Raw genomic sequence first — 19,288 nt, 5'->3', positions numbered from 1 at the left:
CCATAAACTGGGGGGGTTCAGCGGCGCTGACAGTGAACCTCACGCAAGAAGTTTTACCGTTACTACATATTTATTTTACTTCTTCCCAACATCTGCCGTTCTACTCTTTCACCCGGCACGCCTCATTTGTCTCTTCTACAATGTTCGCCTGCCGCTTGACTTATTTTGTGATAAAGGTACTTTTCAGGACATGAAGAAGATCCTGATTATCGTTCCCGATGGTGGCATGTTGTTTGAGGCCGCCGGTATCGCCGACATTCTGATGCAGGCCAACCGGCTGCACCCGGACGGCCTTGCGCAGCCCCGCTACCGCACCATTATCGCCACCACCCAGCCTCATCTGGTGATCCACGGCCAGTCCGGCTTGAACCTGCTGGCGGACTATCGCCTGCCGGAGCTTGATCCGCGCGAGCCGCTGGACACGATCATCATTACCGGCCGCGGCATGAATGAGCTGGAGAGCACCGCCGTGGTGGACTGGCTGCACCTGGCCGCGCCGCATGCGCGACGCGTCGCCTCTGTCTGCGGCGGGGCCCTGCTGCTGGCACAGGCCGGACTGCTCGATGGGCGCCGGGCAACGACCCACTGGCGGCTTCTGGAAACCCTGAAAACCCGCTATCCTGCGGTCAACGTTGAGGGCGGCCCGCTCTATGTTCAGGATGGCCCCGTCTGGACGTCCGGCGGCGTCAGCTCCGGGTTTGACCTGACGCTGGCGCTGGTGGAGGATGATTACGGCTTCACCCTCGCCCGCAATGTGGCGCAGGATATGGTGATGTACCTGCGTCGGCCTGGCGGCCAGCTACAGTTCAGCCGCTATAATCTGGAGCAGTCCGGCGCGACCGGACCAGTCAGCGAACTGCAAAGCTGGATCCTGCAAAACCTCACCGCAGATTTGTGCGTCGAAAGGCTGGCCGAACGGGTCGCCATGAGCCCGCGCAATTTCACCCGCGTGTTCACGCGTGACGTGGGCGTGCCTCCGGCCCGTTATGTCACCGAAGCGCGTCTGGCCGCCGCCCGACAGCTTCTGGAGCAGACCCAGGATCCGCTTGAGGTCATTGCCGAAAAAAGCGGGTTTGGTACCAGCATCAACCTGCGCCGCGTTTTTGAAAAGCAGCTTCATCTTACGCCGGGCGAATACCGCCAGCGCTTCCACTGCCGTAGAATGGCGTAATATGATCCTTTTTTGTCATTTACGCCATACGACCTGACGCCTACAGTAACTCCAGACAACACAGATAAGGAGTGCATCATGGTTAAGGTCGGTATTAACGGTTTCGGCCGTATCGGACGTAATGTCCTGCGCGCGGCGCTGGGCAACCCGGATCTCCAGATTGTGGCCATTAACGATCTGACGGACAGTAAAACCCTCGCCCATCTGCTGAAATATGACTCTCTGCTCGGCACGCTGCCGGTGCCTGTGGAAGCGGCGGACGGCGCGCTACAGGTTGACGGGCAACGCATCACCGTATTCAGTGAACGCGACCCGGCAAACATTGCGTGGAAAGACGCAGGCGTTGAGGTGGTAATCGAAGCTACCGGCTTCTTCACCGAACGTGAAAAAGCGGCGGTGCATATCACGAGCGGCGGCGCAAAACGCGTCATTATTTCCGCCCCGGCTAAAAATGACGATCTGACGGTGGTGATGGGCGTCAACCACACGCTGTACGATCCGGCCCAGCATTTTGTGGTCAGCAACGGGAGTTGCACCACTAATGGTCTGGCGCCAGCGGCGCAGGTGCTGCACCAGCAGTTTGGCATTGAGCACGGGCTGATGAACACCACGCATGCCTACACCAACAGCCAGGCGCTGCATGACCAGCCGGAAAAAGATCTGCGCGGCGCGCGCGCGGCAGCATTATCCATTGTGCCTTACTCCAGCGGCGCGGCAAAAGCGCTCGGGAAAGTGATCCCAGAGCTTGACGGTAAACTCACCGGGTATTCCCTGCGCGTGCCGGTTCCGGTGGTGTCGATTGTCGATCTGACGGTGACGCTGAGCCGCAACGTGACCGCCGAAGAGGTGAATGACGCGTTCCGTCAGGCTGCCGCCAGCGGGCCGCTGAAAGGCATTCTGGGCTACAGCGATGAACCGCTGGTCTCCCGTGATTATCAGGGCGACCCGCGCTCATCCATCATCGACGGGCTTTCAACGCTGGTAATTGGCGGGAATATGGTGAAGATCCTGTCGTGGTATGACAACGAGTGGGGCTTCTCGAACCGTCTGGTGGATCTGGCGGTGCTGATGGATAAGAAAGGGTTGTAGCCGATCGTATTGCCGGGTGACGCTTGCGCATACCCGGCCTGCAAAATGGCCCCTCTGCCTGCTAACAGAGGGGCATCATGACACTCTTCAGAAATAATATTTAAACCGCACACGACCGCCATAACGATCGTCGTTCTTATCGCTTCCCTTTTTCGGCGACGCGTTCACCCGCGAAGCGTAGGCGCCCAGGTAAATGTTAAAGTTCTTCATCTTCATTACGTTGGGAATAAGGTACGACGCATGGACAGTGTGAATATCATACTCACCCGGATCGGTGATCCAGCAATCATTCTCACACTCTGCGTCAAAGGTTGAAGTGTTAAATTCGTCGATTTCGTTATGCGCATAAATATAGCCCAGCTCAGCGTTACGCCACAGGGCATTGACGCCGGATGTGAAGTCCGTTTCGTCTGCGGCGTCAAGATACGCTGTGTTGAGATTCACGACTATGCCATCCTCAGGATCGGCTTTCAGACCATCCCAGGTCATGGTGAATCCGTAACCGGTGCGGTCAGACTGATCGACCCAACGACCCGCGTCATCCCGATAGCCATAAGCATTGTTGACCAGATTGGTTTCCATGGCGACGGCCGTTGAGAACGGGCCGTCCTGCCACGAAATAACTGGCCGGACATAGGCGACGTTCTTATCATTTTCCAGTTCCGCGCCATGGTAGCGCTGGTCGACGTACAGATCGCTGCCGTCTTTGAACAGCGTATTCAGCTCGAAATACCAGTTATCCAGCGTTTTACTCATCAGGAAGTTACCGCCGCTGTCGGTACGGCCACGCCCCTCTTTCAGCATATAAATGTAACCATAGCCGTCGCTATAAAGATCGTCCGCTGTATTGCCTGAGTATTCAACAAAGGTATCCTGGTTGAGCGGGAACATATCGTAGGCTTCAAAACGTCCAACTTTAATTTCCCAGTCGTTTTCTGCGCCAAAGAAAAATACCGCATCATCAAGGTACATTTGCCCTGCCAAATCGCCCAGTGGTTGTACAGAAAATCCGGAAAAATGGCCGTTATCCATTTTTCGATAACCATCAAACCCCAGCAAAATACGACCATTAATATCCCACCGTTCTTTATCTCCCGGTGCCCAGTCGCTATTAGCACTTTGCTTAACAGAAGTCAGACTGCCGGTTTTGCTGGCAGCATCCATATTAAATTCCACATCGCCATAAAATTTTATATCTCCAAAGCCCGAAAGCGTCAGCTTCGGTGGTGCGTCTTTATTGACGGGCTCTTCTGACTGGACGACCACGGGAGCAGCCTGCTGACTGGCCGCCTGCTGTTGTTTCAACGCCTCGATTTGCGCCTCCAGTTGCGCCAGTTTTTCATCTACGCTCGTCGCGCTTTGTGCCGCAAAAAGAGAGCCAGAACAGAGTGCCCCCACGAGGACAACCATTTTTTTTAATTGCATAGAATCCATCCTGAAATAAAAGTGAATACCCGAAGTGATGGGCCACTCTATTTCGTCTAAATGTTTTTCGGCAGGCTATTATGTTTTTTGTTATGTCGGTTATGTTTTTTACTTTGTGTGACCTTCACGGAAAGTTATTCGCGGAATGTAATAAAGAAACACAACCCCGTTCACAGAATTAAAAAAGGTTGCAACCCATAAGCCTGGTCAATATTCATAGTGTGCCCTGACAGGATATTTAATTAAAATCATTCCCCAAAAAACATTCCCCGAGTAAATAGTTTTCGGCGCGCTTCTCGCGTCCGGGCGCGGCGGTAAATTGTCTGGTAATGCGCAAAATGGGATATCTAACACGCGAAGCGGGCAATATTCGTCTAAGGTTTTCAGGTGATTGACGACAGCGGTGACGCTGCCCAGCGACGAATGGAGATGAACCGATGATAAAAACTCGAATGCTACGCCCTGGCTTGTTACACCTTACGTTGGCAGGCGCCCTACTCGGTGTTACCGCATTTGGTTATGCTGAAGACCAGCCAACGAGCCAGCAAAGCTCACCTGATATTCTCCTTGGCCCCCTCTTTAATGAAGTACAGAGCGCCAAACTGTTCCCGGATCAGAAAACCTTCGCGGATGCCGTTCCCAAAAGCGACCCGCTAACCATCCTGGCGGATTACCGGATGCAGCATACCCAGTCCGGTTTTGACCTGCGCCACTTCGTAGAGATGAACTTTATCCTGCCGAAGGAAGGTGAGAAATACGTTCCCCCTGAAGGCCAGAGCCTGCGCGAACACATAGACGATCTGTGGCCTGTACTGACCCGCACCACTGACAAAGCGAACAAATGGGACTCCCTCCTGCCCCTGCCAAAGCCCTATGTCGTGCCGGGAGGACGCTTCCGCGAAGTCTATTACTGGGACAGCTATTTCACCATGCTGGGGCTGGCCGAGAGCGGCCACTGGGATAAGATCGGTGACATGGTGGACAACTTCGCTTACGAGCTTGATACCTGGGGCCATATCCCTAACGGTAACCGCAGCTACTACCTGAGCCGCTCTCAGCCGCCGTTCTTCTCGCTGATGGTGGAATTGCTGGCCACGCATGACAGCGACGCGTTGAAGAAATACCGTCCGCAGATGGAGAAAGAGTACGCTTACTGGATGGAGGGGGCTGATGGGCTCCAGCCTGGTCAGGCGAACAAACGCGTGGTGAAGCTGGATGACGGCTCGATCCTCAACCGCTACTGGGACGATCGGGACACGCCGCGCCCTGAGTCGTGGCTGGATGACGTGACCACCGCCAAAAATAACCCTAACCGTCCGGCCACCGAAATTTACCGCGATCTGCGCTCTGCCGCGGCCTCGGGCTGGGATTTCAGCTCCCGCTGGATGGACGATCCACAGAAGCTGGGTACCATCCGCACCACCAGCATCGTGCCGGTGGATCTGAATGCGCTGATGTTTAAGATGGAAAAACTGCTGGCCCGCGCCAGTCAGGAAGACGGCGATAACGCCAGTGCAAGTAAATATGACGCGCTGGCCTCCGCACGTCAGAAAGCCATGGAAAGCCACCTGTGGAACGATAAAGAGGGCTGGTATGCGGATTACGATCTGAAAACCGGGAAGGTGCGTAATCAGCTGACGGCCGCAGCCCTCTTCCCGCTGTATGTGAAGGCCGCATCACAGGATCGCGCGGATAAAGTGGCCGCAGCCGCGTCGTCACGCCTGCTGAAACCGGGCGGTATTTCTACCACCACCATCAACAGCGGGCAGCAGTGGGATGCGCCGAACGGCTGGGCGCCGTTGCAGTGGGTAGCGGTGGAAGGGTTGCAGAACTATGGTCAGCAGAAAGTGGCGATGGACGTAACCTGGCGTTTCCTGAAAAACGTTCAGCATACCTACGATCGCGAGAAGAAACTGGTTGAGAAGTACGATGTCTCTTCGACCGGTACCGGCGGTGGCGGCGGTGAGTATCCGTTGCAGGACGGTTTCGGCTGGAGTAACGGCGTGACGCTCAGGATGCTGGACATGGTCTGCCCGAAAGAGAAGCCGTGCGACAGCGTACCGGAGAATCAGCCTGCGGCAAACGATGATGTTGCACCTGCGAAACAGGCGGCGCAGTAGCGCCCCTCACCCTGACCCTCTCCCCGGTGGGGCGAGGGGACGGTTCCGTGCAATAGATTGGCCCGGTAGCGAAGCGCCACCGGGCTTTTTTCAGAAGCTGTAACTCGCCCCGACCTGGAACGTGCGGTCGCGGCCTATCCAGCAGTTGGTCGCGTCATAGCAGGTGAGCGTCTCTTTGTTGGTGACGTTCTGCGCGCTCGCTTTCAGCGTCAGCCCCTCCAGCGATGGCGCCAGCTCGCCCATGCGGTAAGATGCCGCCAGATCGTATTGCGTCGTACCGCCCAGCTTGCCTGCGTCGTTGGCTGGCGAGATCTCCATCGGCCCGGTGTAGCGTGCCCCTGCCCCCAGCGTTAACCCTCTCAGCGGTGTGCTGTCAAAGGTGTAATCTCCCCACAGATTAAAGGCGTTCTCAGGGACCTGCGTCGGTCGTTTGCCCTGGTATTTGTCATCTTCGGTATTGATGGCGTGGGTGTAGGCATAGTTGGCAATCAGCGTCAGGTTATCCGTTGGACGACTCATAGCGGAAAGCTCCGCACCTTTCGATTCCACTTCCCCGGTCTGGCGATAGTTGAGGAAGCCCGGATCGCTGGTCACCACATTTTTCTGACGAATGTTAAACACCGAGGCGGTGAAGGTGGTTGCGTATTCCGCCAGCAGGTATTTCACCCCACCCTCCACCTGCTTGCTGGTGGTGGGCTTAACGTCTTTCGCGGTCAGCGTGCCCTGCGGCGATACCGGGGCGAACCCTTCCGAATAGCTGATAAACGGCGAGAGACCATTGTCGAAGGCATAAAGCGCGCCCAGTCGCTTGGTGAGGCGATCCTGCGATACCCAGGCTTTGTCACCGTTTTGCAGATAGTTGGTGGTGACAGAACGGTAGTCGTCATAGCGCAGGCTGGCCAGCACGTTCAGCCCGCCAAACGCAATCTGATCCTGGAGGTAATAGCCATTCTGCTGATAGCTGAGACGGTTTTTCTGCGCGGTTTCAAGCCCCAGCGCATCGTTATCGATCTGCGAGTGATCCGGATTACGCATATCGATACCCGGTGTGGACGAGGCGTAACGATAATGGAAGTGAGAGTTCAGCTTCTGGTAGTCAAAGCCCGCCAGCAGATGATGTTTCCAGTCCCCCAGCGCGACGGTTCGGGTGACCTGGTTATCAATGTTGAAGCTCTGTAAATCTTCATCCGTGGTATAGGCGAAGCGGTTAAGCTGGTAGACCTCGCTGCCCGTCCCGGTTGAATAGGCGCTGCGCTGGTGGGTGTCCACGTCAAAGTAGCGCGCTTTCTGATTAAAGCCCCAGCCACTGTCAAACTCGTGCTCAAAGCTGTAGCCCAGCATCCACTGGCGCTGCTTAAAGCCGCTCCACTCATCCCCGGCATAGTCACGACGATCGGCGTATTTAGACCGCAGATAGCTAAGCGGCATCGGATCAGACGGCGTCAGGCTCGGCGTATTTTGCGCCAGCGCGTCAATGGTCAGGCGCGTTTTGTCATCCGGCTGCCAGGTCACGGAGGGGGCCACCAGATAGTTTTCATAGCGCGTGGTGTGCGCCTGTTCGTCACTCTCTGTCGCTTTACCCAGCAGGCGATAGTTCCAGTCGCTGGTCGCAATCTGCCCCGTGGAGTCCAGGTACCCCTCTTTCAGATTGCGGTTTCCGGTGTTAAAGCCCAGTTCTGTTTTCGCCTCTTTCTGCGGCTTTTTACTCTGAATATTGACCAGCCCGCCCGGGGAGCCGCCGCCATACAGCACGGATGACGGCCCCTTCAGGATATCGACGCTCTCAATCAGCAGCGGATCGATTCGCGCTTTGGTGTTCCCGGTGACGTTATAGGGAAGTTGCAGGCCGTTGTAGAACTCCTGCTCGACGTTGAACCCGCGGATTTTGTACTCGCTCATGTAAGAGGTGCTCCCGCGCACCTCCGTGGAAACGCCCGGCGCATAGCGCAGGATCTCGTTTACCGAACTGGCGTGCCGCTGCTCAATCTCTTTAGCGGCGATGGTGTTGATCACCTGGGGCGTTTTACTTTCCGCGACGGCTGATTTCGTGGCGCTGTTGGTCCAGGCAGGGAGCGCGCTGCCCTGCTCTGTACCGGTCACCACGATGGTGGGTTCTTCTGCAAAAGCCTGTGTTTGCAATGCCAGCGTGACGGCGCCTGCCAACGCGCATAACGCAAAACGTGAGGTGCTCATAGTGTCGTCTTGTTATTAGATGGTATTGGGAACGCCAATTATTATCATTTCCATTAGCAAATCAATATCGGCGGAGAAAAACAGATCGTTTGTATTAAGTTTCATGCCAGCGTGCCGATAACCCAGAGACAGTCTGTCATCTATCGAGGAGCCATCTGGCGTGAGTAGCTACAGTGAGCAGTTCCTGAAACAAAATCCGCTGGCTGTATTAGGGGTGTTACGCGACCTGAAAAAGGGCGAGGTGCCGCTGCGCATCAACTGGTCAACCAGCCAGTTTATCAGCAAGATCCTGGACGTGACGGCAGAACACCTGATCGTGGATCTGGGTAGCCAGAGCGAAGAAAACCGTGCCGCGCTCCAGGCAGAAAACCTCTCGGTGATGGCCGAAACGCAGGGGGCTAAAGTCGAGTTTATACTGCCCCGCCTGACCACGATCGCGTACCAGGGTTTGCCTGCGTTTATCGCTCCCCTGCCCGCTAACCTCTGGTTCGTGCAACGCCGCGAGTTTTTTCGCATCAGCGCCCCGCTTCACCCGGCCTATTTCTGTAAGGCAAAAATGCCGGACAAAAAAGAGATCCGCTTTCGTCTCTTCGACCTGTCACTGGGCGGGATGGGCGCGTTAATGGATACGCCGAAGCCGGAAGGACTGGTGGAAGGCATGCGTTTTAGTCAGATTGAGCTGGATATGGGCGGATGGGGACGCTTCTGGTTTGACGCCCAGCTGATTGCCATCAGCGAGCGTAAGGTGGTGGACAGCAAAAACGAAACCATTACCACGCCGCGACTGAGCTTTCGCTTTCTGAATGTCGGGCCAGGCGCCGAACGCGGACTACAGCGCATCATCTTCTCACTGGAGCGTGAAGCGCGGGAACGCGCGAACAAAGTGCGCTGAAAGGCGTCGGGCAGCATACTGCCGCCCGACAAAGGCGTTACATGGCGTCCATCGCTTTCTGTACTTTCCAGATATAACGTGGAGCCTGTGCTGACGGATGATTCTTCACCACGTGCTCGAAGAATTCATCTTTATCCATATCGTTAATCTCTTCTATCGCCTCTTTGCGATCGGATGAGAAGGTTCGGAGCAGCGCGCCGGCTCCGTTAACGTACGACACCACCAGCGCATATTGCATCACTTCCGGATCGTCAATCCCCTTCAGAATGCCATGCTCGAGAATGCTCAGGTAAGCGGTTCCCATAGAGATATTACGTTCCGGGTTTTTCAGCTCGCTGGTGGATGGCTGTCCCTTCCAGCCCATGTAGCGATAGACCTCTCTTCCCGCCGTCGAGGCTTTTAACTGCATCAGCCCCACCGCATTCGATTTACTCACCAGCGTCGGGTTGCCGCCGGACTCCACGGCAATGATCGCCGTGATCAGACGCGGGCTCACGCCCCAGGCCTTCCCGGCTTGTTCGCTGATCGGCATCCACTGCATGGCCCGCTTTACCGGCACTTCAGGGTTCCAGGGGGGATTTTGATAATCATGTTTTGAACTACAGCCAGCGAGCAGCACAATCAAAAAAGCAAACCATCTCAATTTCACGTCATCTATCCTTATAGCCGGTCATCGCGGTACGTCGCCCCTTGAAGCAGGCGGCGTATAAGCGGCATGATATAGACAATTAGATTCTCATTCAGCAAGGAATTGCCATGCCTCAGTTTCATCTCATCGCACCGTCAGGCTACTGCATCAACCAGGAGGCGGCACAGCGGGGCGTTCAGCGCCTGCTGGAAATGGGCCATCAGGTAAAAAATCAGACAATTATCCCCCGCCGCATGCAGCGTTTTGCCGGTACCGAGGCGCAGAGACTGAGTGATATCAACAACCTGGCGACGCTGGAAGGTGAAAACACTATTGTGCTGGCCGTGCGCGGCGGCTATGGCGCAAGCCGGCTGCTGGAGAGCGTCGACTGGGCCGGGCTGGCCGCGCGCCAGCAGCAGGATCCGCTGTTAATCTGCGGACACAGCGATTTCACGGCGATCCAGCTCGGCCTGCTTGCGTTGCATAACGTCATTACCTTTAGCGGCCCGATGCTGGCCGGCAACTTTGGTGCGCCGGAGCTGGATGCGTTTACGCAGGACCATTTCTGGCGCGCCCTGCAAAACCCGACGTTCACCATCGAGTGGCAAGGCAATGGACCGCACTGGGAATGTGAAGGACAGCTGTGGGGCGGCAACCTCGCGATGCTGGTGTCGCTGATTGGAACGCCGTGGCTGCCGCAGATCACGGACGGCATACTGGTGCTGGAAGATATCAACGAACACCCGTTCCGCGTCGAACGTATGCTGTTGCAGCTGTATCACGCCGGGATCCTGGATCGGCAGTCGGCCATTGTGCTGGGCAGTTTTAGTGGTTCAGCCCCCAACGATTACGATGCGGGCTATTCCCTGGAGACGATGATTGATTTCATTCGTTCCCGGCTGGATATCCCGGTGATCGCCGGTCTGGATTTCGGCCATGAGCAGCAAACCGTTACCCTGCCGCTGGGTGCCCAGGCGCACCTTGTACACGATAATTCAGGCAGTCGGTTAACAATCAGCGGTCATCCGGTCTTAAAGGCATAAAAAAGCCGTTATTCCCCCTCAATAAAACGCAGTTAACGTTGTTATTATGTTAGGGTTTTAATAACAGCGTTCACATTGAGGTGGGAGTAAGACGACATTGGGTGCCACAGCGATAATCAGTCTCTTCATTCTGGGTTCCATCCTGGTAACCTTTAGCATTTTATTAAGTTCATTTTCATCGCGTCTTGGCATACCTATTCTTGTCATTTTCCTGGCTATCGGCATGCTTGCCGGGATCGACGGTATCGGCGGTATCCCCTTCGATAATTACCCTTTCGCCTATATGGTGAGTAACCTCGCGCTGGCGGTGATTCTGCTGGACGGCGGAATGCGCACCCAGGCAAGTTCGTTTCGCGTTGCCTTAGGCCCGGCGCTGTCTCTGGCGACCGTCGGCGTGCTGATCACCTCCGGCCTGACCGGCATGATGGCGGCCTGGCTGTTTAACCTCGATATAATGGAAGGCCTGCTGATTGGCGCGATTGTCGGCTCTACCGATGCGGCGGCGGTTTTCTCACTGCTCGGCGGCAAGGGGCTGAACGAACGCGTTGGCTCCACGCTTGAGATTGAATCCGGCAGTAACGATCCGATGGCGGTGTTCCTGACCATCACCCTGATTGAGATGATCCAGCAGCACGAAACCGGCCTGAGCTGGATGTTCGCCTGGCACATCCTCCAGCAGTTTGGCCTCGGGATTATCATTGGTCTCGGCGGCGGTTACCTGTTACAGCAGACGATCAACCGTATTACGCTGCCTTCCGGCCTTTACCCGCTGCTGGCCCTGAGCGGTGGGATCCTGATCTTTGCCGTCACCACCGCGCTGGACGGCAGCGGTATTCTGGCGGTTTACCTTTGCGGTTTCCTGTTGGGCAACCGACCGATTCGCAACCGTCACGCCATTTTGCAGAACTTCGACGGCCTGGCCTGGCTGGCGCAGATTGCCATGTTCCTGGTGCTGGGCCTGCTGGTGACGCCGTCGGACCTGCTGCCTATCGCCGTACCGGCGCTGCTTTTGTCGGCCTGGATGATCTTCTTCGCCCGTCCGCTGTCGGTGTTTGCCGGGCTGCTGCCGTTCCGCGGGTTTAACCTGCGTGAGCGGATATTTATCAGTTGGGTGGGGCTGCGCGGCGCGGTGCCGATTATTCTGGCCGTGTTCCCGATGATGGCCGGGCTGGACAACGCCCGTCTGTTCTTCAACGTCGCCTTCTTCGTGGTGCTGGTGTCGCTGCTGTTCCAGGGGACGTCGCTGGGCTGGGCGGCGAAAAAAGCCAAAGTGGTGGTACCGCCCATTGGCTGGCCGGTCTCCCGCGTGGGGCTGGATATTCACCCTGAGAATCCCTGGGAACAGTTTGTCTACCAGCTAAGCGCCGATAAGTGGTGCGTGGGCGCGTCCCTGCGCGATCTGCATATGCCCGCTGAAACGCGCATTGCCGCCCTGTTCCGGGATAACGCCCTGCTTCACCCGACCGGCAGCACGCGGCTGCGTGAGAACGATATCCTCTGCGTGATTGGCCGCGAGCGCGACCTGCCGGCCCTCGGCAAGCTGTTCAGCCAGTCGCCCCCGGTGGCGCTGGATCAGCGTTTCTTCGGCGATTTTATCCTCGAAGCCAGCGCCCGCTTTGCGGATGTGGCGCTGATTTATGGCCTGGAAGGTGGACTGGAGAATCGCGATAACCAGCAAACCCTGGGTGAGATTATTCAGCAATTATTAGGGGCTGCGCCGGTCGTCGGTGACCAGGTGGAGTTTGCCGGGATGATCTGGACGGTAGCGGAGAAAGAAGATAACGCGGTGCGCAAAGTCGGCGTAAGGCCGATGGAGGAGGAGGCGGAGTAGCTGCTTTTTTGCCGGGTGGCGGCTTCGCCTTACCCGGCCTACAAAACCCCGAACGTAGGCCGGGTAAGCGCTAGCGCCACCCGGCACACACAAGTTACACCGTCACAACAGGCACTCTTGGCGCCAGAGCGCACATCAGTTCATACCCGACGGTGCCCGCCGCAGCGGCCACATCATCAATTTTAACCTCGTTGCCCCACAGCTCAACCGGCGATCCGATGCCCGCCTGGGGACACGGCGTCAAATCGATGGCCAGCATGTCCATGGAGACGGTACCTACCGTGCCGGTGCGCACGCCATCGACCCACACCGGCGTGCCGCTCGGGGCGATGCGCGGATAACCATCTGCATAGCCCCCCGCCACGATACCGATGCGCTGTTCACCTGCTGCCCGATAGCGGCTGCCATAGCCCACCGTATCGCCCGCTTTCAGGGTTTGCACGCCGATAATCTCGCTTCGTAACGTCATCACCGGCTTCAGGCCGCTGTTGGCGATATCCTGCCACTGACCTGAGGGTGACGCGCCGTACAGAACGATCCCTGGACGCACCCAGTTGTAGTGCGCCTCGGGATGCCAGAGCGTTGCCGCTGAGTTCGACAGCGAGCGCGGACAGTCCAGACCTTCTGCCGCCTGCTCAATGCGGACCATGGCATCGGCAATGCCGTCCGGCTTTTCCGCATCGGCGAAGTGCGCCATCAGCGTCATCTCACCGACGTTTTTCAGCGCACGAAGCTGCTGCCAGACCGTATGCACCCGTTCAGGCTGGAAGCCCAGACGGTTCATCCCGCTGTTCACTTTGAGATAGATATCCAGCGGGGCATGCAGCTTCGCGTCCTGGATGGCCTTGATCTGCCAGTTACTGTGAACGCTGGTCGTCAGGCGGTACTTATCCAGCAGAGGCAGATCCTGCGCATGAAAGAATCCTTCCAGCAGCAGGATCGGTCCTTTCCAGCCGCGCTCGCGCAGCAGGATGGCCTCTTCCAGATTCAGCAAGGCAAAACCATCGGTGCCGCCGAGCGCACTCCAGATACGGTCGATACCATGACCGTAGGCGTTGGCTTTCACCACCGACCAGACACGAGAACCCGGCGCAGCACGGCGAACAATTTGCAGGTTATCCTTCAGCGCCTGCAAATCCAGCTGGGCCAGAATAGGACGGGACATGACGACTCCTTAATTATGCGCGCCGTGCAGGTGTTGTGGACGCGATGGGGTAAACCCTGATTGATAGCGTGCGGCGCTCAAATCGTCAAACGGAATTGCCGGCGTCCGTCCGGAGATCAGGTCGCTCAGCAGCTGGCCCGAACCGCAGGCCATGGTCCAGCCAAGCGTGCCGTGGCCGGTGTTGGTCCACAGATTTTTATATGGCGTACGGCCCACAATCGGCGTGCCGTCCGGGGTCATTGGGCGCAGGCCGGTCCAGAACGTCGCCTGCTCAATGAAGCCGCCGCGCGGGAAGAGATCGCCCACGACCATCTCCAGCGTTTCACGACGCGGTTTGAGCAGCTCGGTATTGAAGCCCACGATTTCCGCCATGCCCCCGACGCGGATCCGGTTATCGAAGCGGGTGATGGCGATTTTGTAGGTTTCATCGAGAATGGTCGAGACCGGCGCGCCGCTGTCCTCTTTCACCGGGATGGTCAGGGAGTAGCCTTTCAGAGGATAGACCGGGATATCCAGGATCCCTTTCAGCATCGCGGTTGAGTAGGAGCCAAACGCCATCACGTAGGCATCGGCTTTAATTACCTCTTCCCCACACTTCACGCCGTAAATCTTCTCCCCTTCCGACAGCAGTTTGTCGACAGAAGTATTGAAGCGGAATTTCACCCCGGCCTGCTCACACATGCGCGCCAGACGCTGGGTGAATAGCTGGCAGTCGCCGGTTTCATCGTTCGGTAAACGCAGACCGCCCGTCAGCTTATGCGCGACATCGGCAAGCGCTGGCTCCACCTGCGCCAGCTGGCTGGCTTCCAGCAGCTGATACGGTACGCCCGCATCTTCAAGCACGGCGATATCGCGGGTCGCGTTTTCGTACTGTTGCGCGGTACGGAACAGCTGAAGCGTGCCGCCCTGACGCCCTTCATATTCAATGCCCGTTGAGGCACGCAGCGCCTTCAGGCAGTCGCGGCTGTATTCCGCCAGCCGCACCATACGCCCCTTGTTTTCCATATAGTGGCGGGTGTCGCAGTTGCGCAGCATCTGCCACATCCACTTAAGCTGGAACTGCGTGCCGTCAAGGCTGATCGCCAGGGGCGCATGTCGCTGAAACATCCATTTGATCGCCTTCAGCGGAACGCCCGGGGCCGCCCACGGCGCAGCGTAGCCCGGAGAGATTTGCCCCGCATTCGCCGCACTGGTTTCCAGCGCCGGACCGGATTCGCGATCGATAACGGTAACCTCATGTCCCGCCTGACTTAAATACCAGGCGCTGGTTACGCCAACGACACCACTTCCCAGTATGACAACACGCATAGCCACTCCATTATGAGCAAAAGAACAATCATCTAATTACAGATTGATAACCTAGTTGAAAATATTATTCAACATATGACTTTTTTATGGTGACTCAACTCACATATCCCGCTGTATCAGGGGATGGCGCTTATTTGGGATCTCCTGCTGCGCGTTATTTTTAACCAGTAGAAAATTCTGTGAGCACCGCTTTATTTGCCGTATCGAAAACGCGAAATCGCAAAGAAAAAATTTCTGCGCCCCGCGTATTTGAATGGGGTGATCTATGCTTGAAAGGAGGCTCTCCAGTCAGAGAGAGCGACCAACAACGAGGGCGCGCTAATGGCTACACTAGATTCCATGTCCAGGGACAGCACCCGTCTGAGCGATGGACCCGACTGGACCTTCGAGTTGCTGGATGTCTACCTGGCGGAGATCGACCGGGTGGCCAAACTCTATCGTCTGGATACCTATCCCCATCAGATTGAAGTCATCACCTCGGAACAGATGATGGACGCTTACTCCAGCGTCGGGATGCCAATTAACTATCCGCACTGGTCGTTTGGCAAAAAATTCATTGAGACAGAGCGGCTGTATAAGCACGGGCAGCAGGGACTGGCGTATGAAATCGTCATTAACTCTAACCCGTGTATTGCCTATCTGATGGAAGAGAACACCATTACCATGCAGGCGCTGGTGATGGCGCACGCCTGCTATGGACATAACTCGTTCTTCAAAAATAACTATCTGTTCCGCAGCTGGACGGACGCCAGCTCCATCGTCGATTACCTGATCTTCGCCCGCAAATACATTACCGACTGCGAAGAGCGCTACGGCGTGGACGAGGTGGAGAAGCTGCTGGACTCCTGCCACGCGCTGATGAACTACGGCGTTGACCGCTATAAGCGTCCGCAGAAGATCTCATTGCAGGAAGAGAAAGCCCGGCAGAAGAGCCGCGAGGAGTATCTGCAAAGCCAGGTGAATATGCTGTGGCGCACCCTGCCGAAACGTGAAGAGGAGAAAACCGTCGCCGAGGCGCGTCGCTACCCTTCCGAGCCGCAGGAAAACCTGCTCTACTTTATGGAGAAAAACGCCCCACTGCTGGAGCCGTGGCAGCGTGAGATCCTGCGCATCGTGCGCAAGGTGAGCCAGTATTTCTATCCGCAGAAGCAGACCCAGGTGATGAACGAAGGCTGGGCGACCTTCTGGCACTACACCATTCTTAACCACCTGTACGACGAAGGAAAAGTCACCGAGCGGTTTATGATGGAGTTTCTGCACAGCCACACCAACGTGGTATTCCAGCCGGCATATAACAGCCCGTGGTACAGCGGCATTAACCCGTACGCGCTCGGCTTTGCCATGTTCCAGGATATCAAGCGTATTTGTCAGTCGCCCACCGAAGAGGACAAATACTGGTTCCCGGATATTGCCGGTTCCGACTGGCTGGAAACGCTGCACTTCGCGATGCGTGATTTTAAGGATGAGAGCTTTATCAGCCAGTTCATGTCGCCGAAGATCATGCGTGATTTCCGCTTCTTCACCGTACTGGATGATGACCGCAACAACTACCTGGAGATCTCCGCGATCCACAACGAAGAGGGCTATCGCGAGATCCGCTCGCGCCTGTCATCCCAGTACAACCTGAGTAATCTTGAACCGAACATTCAGGTCTGGAACGTGGATCTGCGCGGCGACCGCTCCCTGACGTTGCGCTATATTCCGCACAACCGCGCGCCGCTGGACAAGGGGCGTAAGGAAGTGCTGAAGCATGTGCATCGCCTGTGGGGATTTGACGTGTTGCTGGAGCAGCAGAACGAAGATGGCAGCGTGGAGCTGCTGGACCGGTGTCCGGCGCGGTTGAATACGCTGTAGTTTGTTGCCGGGTGGCGGCTACGCCTTACCCGGCCTACGGGTTTTGTAGGCCCGGTAAGCAAAGCGCCACCGGGCGAAAAAAAACCTCTCAATCGAGAGGTTTTTTATTTTAGCGACTCTGAATCGCTAAATCACCCGGCAGCGTTTTCTGCATCCGATGCCAGATTTCACCGGAGTCGTGGCCGTAACGACGCACCGTTTCATAGACCTGATCGTGCAGCCCTTCGGTGCAGAGTTTGCTCAGTTTATGGTAGAAGCCGAGCGCCAGGCTGCGGGCTTCAGGGTTAGCAAAATAGTGACGACCAATGCGCGTATATAACCCTTTCATTCCATTCAGGATCAGACCGTAAACCGGATTGCCGGAAGCAAACGCCAGACCGCGGAACACATTGTAATCCAGGGTCGCAAAGGCATCCGCGTGGTCTTCCACCTCATTAGCGGTGGCAAGCACTTTCAGCGCATCTTCAGGATGCTGACGAAACGCGGTGCGGATGAAAATGGTGGCGATGTTGGTGCGCACGGAAAGCAGATTATCAATCAGCTGCGGTACGCTTTCGTGGTCGAGACGCGCCAGCGTTTCCAGAATGTTCAGCCCGGACGTTTCCCAGAAGTTGTTCACCTTAGTGGGTTTGCCATGCTGTATCGTCAACCAGCCATCGCGCGCCAGACGCTGGAGCACTTCTCGCAGCGTGGTACGGGTGACGCCAATCAGTTCAGAGAGTTCGCGTTCAGCAGGTAGAATTGATCCCGCAGGGAAACGATTATTCCAGATGCTTTCAATGATGTACTCTTCCGCGAAACCCGCCGGGCTCTGCGCCTTAATGACCATAGTGAGATTTCCATTACACAGCTTTAGCAAATTGCACTCATCATACCAGAGGCGCGCAGAGGCAGATAGCGCAGCAGAGACAGAAAAGAGGGATCGCCGTTTCATTTTTATGAAATTTACAAATGGCTTAATCCCCCGCTCTGCCGCCATTTTTGCGTATACTGATGTCTTGTCTTATTTGACGGGTAAAGGACGTCTGTCGTGGAAATTTCATTTGGGCGCGCGCTGTGGCGCAACTTTTTAGGTCAGTCACCTGACTGGTACAAACTTACTTTACTGGTATTCCTGGTCGTTAATCCCGTTATCTTTTTGCTGGATCCCTTCATTGCCGGGTGGATGTTGGTCGCCGAGTTTATCTTTACCCTGGCGATGGCGCTGAAGTGCTATCCGCTGTTGCCCGGCGGGCTGCTGGCGCTGGAAGCCGTGGTCATTGGAATGACCAGCGCGGAGCATGTTAAAAACGAGATAGCGTCGAATCTTGAAGTCCTGCTGCTGCTGATCTTCATGGTGGCGGGGATCTACTTTATGAAGCAGCTTCTGCTGTTTATCTTCACCCGTTTGCTGCTGAGCATTCCGTCGAAAACGCTGCTTTCGCTGGCGTTTTGCCTCGCCGCGGCCTTCCTCTCTGCCTTCCTGGATGCGCTGACGGTCGTTGCGGTGGTGATCAGCGTCGCCGTCGGCTTTTACGGGATTTACCACCGGGTGGCCTCGTCTCGTCCTGGCGATAACTTGCAGGACGACAGCCACGTTGAGGCGCACAACCGCGATGTGCTGGAACAGTTCCGCGCGTTTCTGCGCAGCCTGATGATGCATGCGGGCGTGGGGACGGCGCTGGGCGGCGTGATGACCATGGTCGGGGAGCCGCAAAACCTGATTATCGCCAAAGCGGCTGAATGGCATTTTGGCGAATTTTTCCTGCGCATGGCGCCCGTCAGCGTGCCCGTGCTGGTCTGCGGGTTAGCCACCTGTGTGCTGGTCGAAAAATTCAACCTCTTTGGGTATGGCGCGAAGTTGCCCGATCAGGTCCGCCAGGAGCTGCATAAGTTTGACGAGCAGAGCCGCAAACAACGCACGCGCCAGGAGACGCTGCGCCTGATTGCACAGGGTTTCATCGGCGTGTGGCTTATCGCTGCGCTGGCCTTCCACCTTGCCGAGGTGGGGCTGATTGGCCTGTCGGTAATTATCCTTGCAACCAGCCTGGGCGGCGTTACGGACGAACATGCTATCGGAAAAGCCTTTACCGAAGCGCTGCCGTTTACCGCCCTGCTGGCGGTGTTTTTCGCGGTCGTGGCGGTGATTATTGACCAACATCTGTTCGCGCCGATCATCGCGTTTGTGCTTCAGGCTACGCCAGATTCGCAGCTAACGCTGTTCTATTTGTTTAACGGTCTGTTGTCCTCTATATCCGATAACGTCTTTGTCGGGACGGTATACATCAATGAGGCCAAAGCCGCGATGGAGCAAGGGATTGTCAGCAGTGAACAGTTCGAGCTGCTGGCGGTGGCGATCAACACCGGAACCAACCTCCCCTCCGTGGCAACCCCGAACGGTCAGGCGGCATTCCTCTTCCTGCTGACCTCGGCGCTGGCACCACTCATACGACTTTCTTATGGAAGAATGGTCTGGATGGCGCTGCCGTATACGCTGGTGCTTACCCTGGTTGGTTTGCTGTGCATCAAAATTACTCTCGTTCCCTGTACGCAATGGTTATTGCAAGCAGGTATACTTGCGGCGCATTAA

The 19,288-nt window shown here is 56.4% G+C and carries 14 protein-coding genes; 8 read left to right on the top strand and 6 right to left on the bottom strand.

What is annotated here, in order from left to right:
* Positions 1-190: 190 nt before the first annotated feature.
* Both SK54_RS11330 and gap read left to right on the top strand, forming a co-directional pair.
* Positions 191-1,171 carry a GlxA family transcriptional regulator gene (locus SK54_RS11330; protein ID WP_023303874.1) on the top strand — a complete coding sequence of 327 codons (981 nt, stop codon included), beginning with the start codon at positions 191-193 and terminating at the stop codon, positions 1,169-1,171.
* 78 nt (positions 1,172-1,249) lie between these two features.
* Positions 1,250-2,260 carry a type I glyceraldehyde-3-phosphate dehydrogenase gene (gap, locus tag SK54_RS11325; protein ID WP_015570325.1) on the top strand — a complete coding sequence of 337 codons (1,011 nt, stop codon included), beginning with the start codon at positions 1,250-1,252 and terminating at the stop codon, positions 2,258-2,260.
* An 87-nt stretch (positions 2,261-2,347) separates the two neighbouring features.
* Here the strand turns inward: gap and SK54_RS11320 are convergent, their stop codons facing one another.
* Entirely contained in the window at positions 2,348-3,685 is a 1,338-nt protein-coding gene (locus SK54_RS11320) for a carbohydrate porin (RefSeq protein ID WP_039270575.1), read from the bottom strand.
* A gap of 437 nt (positions 3,686-4,122) precedes the next feature.
* On the opposite strand from SK54_RS11320, the gene SK54_RS11315 reads away from it, so the two are divergent.
* Positions 4,123-5,805, top strand: coding sequence for an alpha,alpha-trehalase (locus SK54_RS11315; RefSeq protein WP_032619545.1), 1,683 nt, complete (start codon positions 4,123-4,125; stop codon positions 5,803-5,805).
* Positions 5,806-5,895: 90 nt separating this feature from the next.
* Here the strand turns inward: SK54_RS11315 and SK54_RS11310 are convergent, their stop codons facing one another.
* Positions 5,896-7,998 carry a TonB-dependent siderophore receptor gene (locus tag SK54_RS11310; RefSeq protein ID WP_017693271.1) on the bottom strand — a complete coding sequence of 701 codons (2,103 nt, stop codon included), beginning with the start codon at positions 7,996-7,998 and terminating at the stop codon, positions 5,896-5,898.
* Positions 7,999-8,158: 160 nt separating this feature from the next.
* Here SK54_RS11310 and SK54_RS11305 point away from each other — a divergent pair, with 160 nt between their 5' ends.
* Positions 8,159-8,890: a flagellar brake protein YcgR gene (locus tag SK54_RS11305; RefSeq protein WP_048247205.1), complete on the top strand. Its 732-nt coding sequence runs from the start codon at positions 8,159-8,161 to the stop codon at positions 8,888-8,890.
* Positions 8,891-8,927: 37 nt separating this feature from the next.
* Here the strand turns inward: SK54_RS11305 and emtA are convergent, their stop codons facing one another.
* Positions 8,928-9,539, bottom strand: a complete 612-nt coding sequence (gene emtA / locus SK54_RS11300) for a membrane-bound lytic murein transglycosylase EmtA (protein WP_017384310.1) — start codon at positions 9,537-9,539, stop codon at positions 8,928-8,930.
* A gap of 107 nt (positions 9,540-9,646) precedes the next feature.
* On the opposite strand from emtA, the gene ldcA reads away from it, so the two are divergent.
* Positions 9,647-10,561 carry a muramoyltetrapeptide carboxypeptidase gene (ldcA, locus tag SK54_RS11295; protein WP_015570320.1) on the top strand — a complete coding sequence of 305 codons (915 nt, stop codon included), beginning with the start codon at positions 9,647-9,649 and terminating at the stop codon, positions 10,559-10,561.
* Positions 10,562-10,658: 97 nt separating this feature from the next.
* The gene (locus SK54_RS11290) at positions 10,659-12,392 is read left to right on the top strand and encodes a potassium/proton antiporter (RefSeq protein WP_017693270.1); all 1,734 of its coding nucleotides are present in this window, start codon (positions 10,659-10,661) and stop codon (positions 12,390-12,392) included.
* A gap of 94 nt (positions 12,393-12,486) precedes the next feature.
* On the opposite strand, the gene dadX is transcribed toward SK54_RS11290, so the two are convergent.
* Both dadX and SK54_RS11280 read right to left on the bottom strand, forming a co-directional pair.
* Positions 12,487-13,557, bottom strand: a complete 1,071-nt coding sequence (dadX, locus tag SK54_RS11285; protein ID WP_032653929.1) for a catabolic alanine racemase DadX — start codon at positions 13,555-13,557, stop codon at positions 12,487-12,489.
* A 9-nt stretch (positions 13,558-13,566) separates the two neighbouring features.
* The gene (locus SK54_RS11280; protein ID WP_048247203.1) at positions 13,567-14,865 is read right to left on the bottom strand and encodes a D-amino acid dehydrogenase; all 1,299 of its coding nucleotides are present in this window, start codon (positions 14,863-14,865) and stop codon (positions 13,567-13,569) included.
* Positions 14,866-15,186: 321 nt separating this feature from the next.
* Here SK54_RS11280 and SK54_RS11270 point away from each other — a divergent pair, with 321 nt between their 5' ends.
* Positions 15,187-16,719: a SpoVR family protein gene (locus tag SK54_RS11270; RefSeq protein WP_017384314.1), complete on the top strand. Its 1,533-nt coding sequence runs from the start codon at positions 15,187-15,189 to the stop codon at positions 16,717-16,719.
* Positions 16,720-16,828: 109 nt separating this feature from the next.
* On the opposite strand, the gene fadR is transcribed toward SK54_RS11270, so the two are convergent.
* Entirely contained in the window at positions 16,829-17,548 is a 720-nt protein-coding gene (gene fadR / locus SK54_RS11265) for a fatty acid metabolism transcriptional regulator FadR (protein WP_015570315.1), read from the bottom strand.
* A gap of 201 nt (positions 17,549-17,749) precedes the next feature.
* On the opposite strand from fadR, the gene nhaB reads away from it, so the two are divergent.
* Positions 17,750-19,288, top strand: a complete 1,539-nt coding sequence (gene nhaB, locus SK54_RS11260; protein WP_048247199.1) for a Na(+)/H(+) antiporter NhaB — start codon at positions 17,750-17,752, stop codon at positions 19,286-19,288.

It is taken from the genome of Enterobacter sp. MGH120 (assembly GCF_001037725.1).
In the GTDB taxonomy this organism is placed as follows: Bacteria; Pseudomonadota; Gammaproteobacteria; order Enterobacterales; family Enterobacteriaceae; genus Enterobacter; species Enterobacter hormaechei_C.
Note: the sequence above shows the minus strand (reverse complement) of the source record. Positions and strands in the feature narration are given on the sequence as shown.

Coding starts and splice junctions, on each gene's coding strand:
- SK54_RS11270 (WP_017384314.1), top strand. CDS start 15,187: ATGGCTACACTAGATTCCATGTCCAGGGACAGCACCCGTCTGAGCGAT.
- SK54_RS11315 (WP_032619545.1), top strand. CDS start 4,123: ATGATAAAAACTCGAATGCTACGCCCTGGCTTGTTACACCTTACGTTG.
- SK54_RS11280 (WP_048247203.1), bottom strand. CDS start 14,865: ATGCGTGTTGTCATACTGGGAAGTGGTGTCGTTGGCGTAACCAGCGCC.
- SK54_RS11320 (WP_039270575.1), bottom strand. CDS start 3,685: ATGCAATTAAAAAAAATGGTTGTCCTCGTGGGGGCACTCTGTTCTGGC.
- SK54_RS11310 (WP_017693271.1), bottom strand. CDS start 7,998: ATGAGCACCTCACGTTTTGCGTTATGCGCGTTGGCAGGCGCCGTCACG.
- gap (WP_015570325.1), top strand. CDS start 1,250: ATGGTTAAGGTCGGTATTAACGGTTTCGGCCGTATCGGACGTAATGTC.
- fadR (WP_015570315.1), bottom strand. CDS start 17,548: ATGGTCATTAAGGCGCAGAGCCCGGCGGGTTTCGCGGAAGAGTACATC.
- SK54_RS11330 (WP_023303874.1), top strand. CDS start 191: ATGAAGAAGATCCTGATTATCGTTCCCGATGGTGGCATGTTGTTTGAG.
- ldcA (WP_015570320.1), top strand. CDS start 9,647: ATGCCTCAGTTTCATCTCATCGCACCGTCAGGCTACTGCATCAACCAG.
- dadX (WP_032653929.1), bottom strand. CDS start 13,557: ATGTCCCGTCCTATTCTGGCCCAGCTGGATTTGCAGGCGCTGAAGGAT.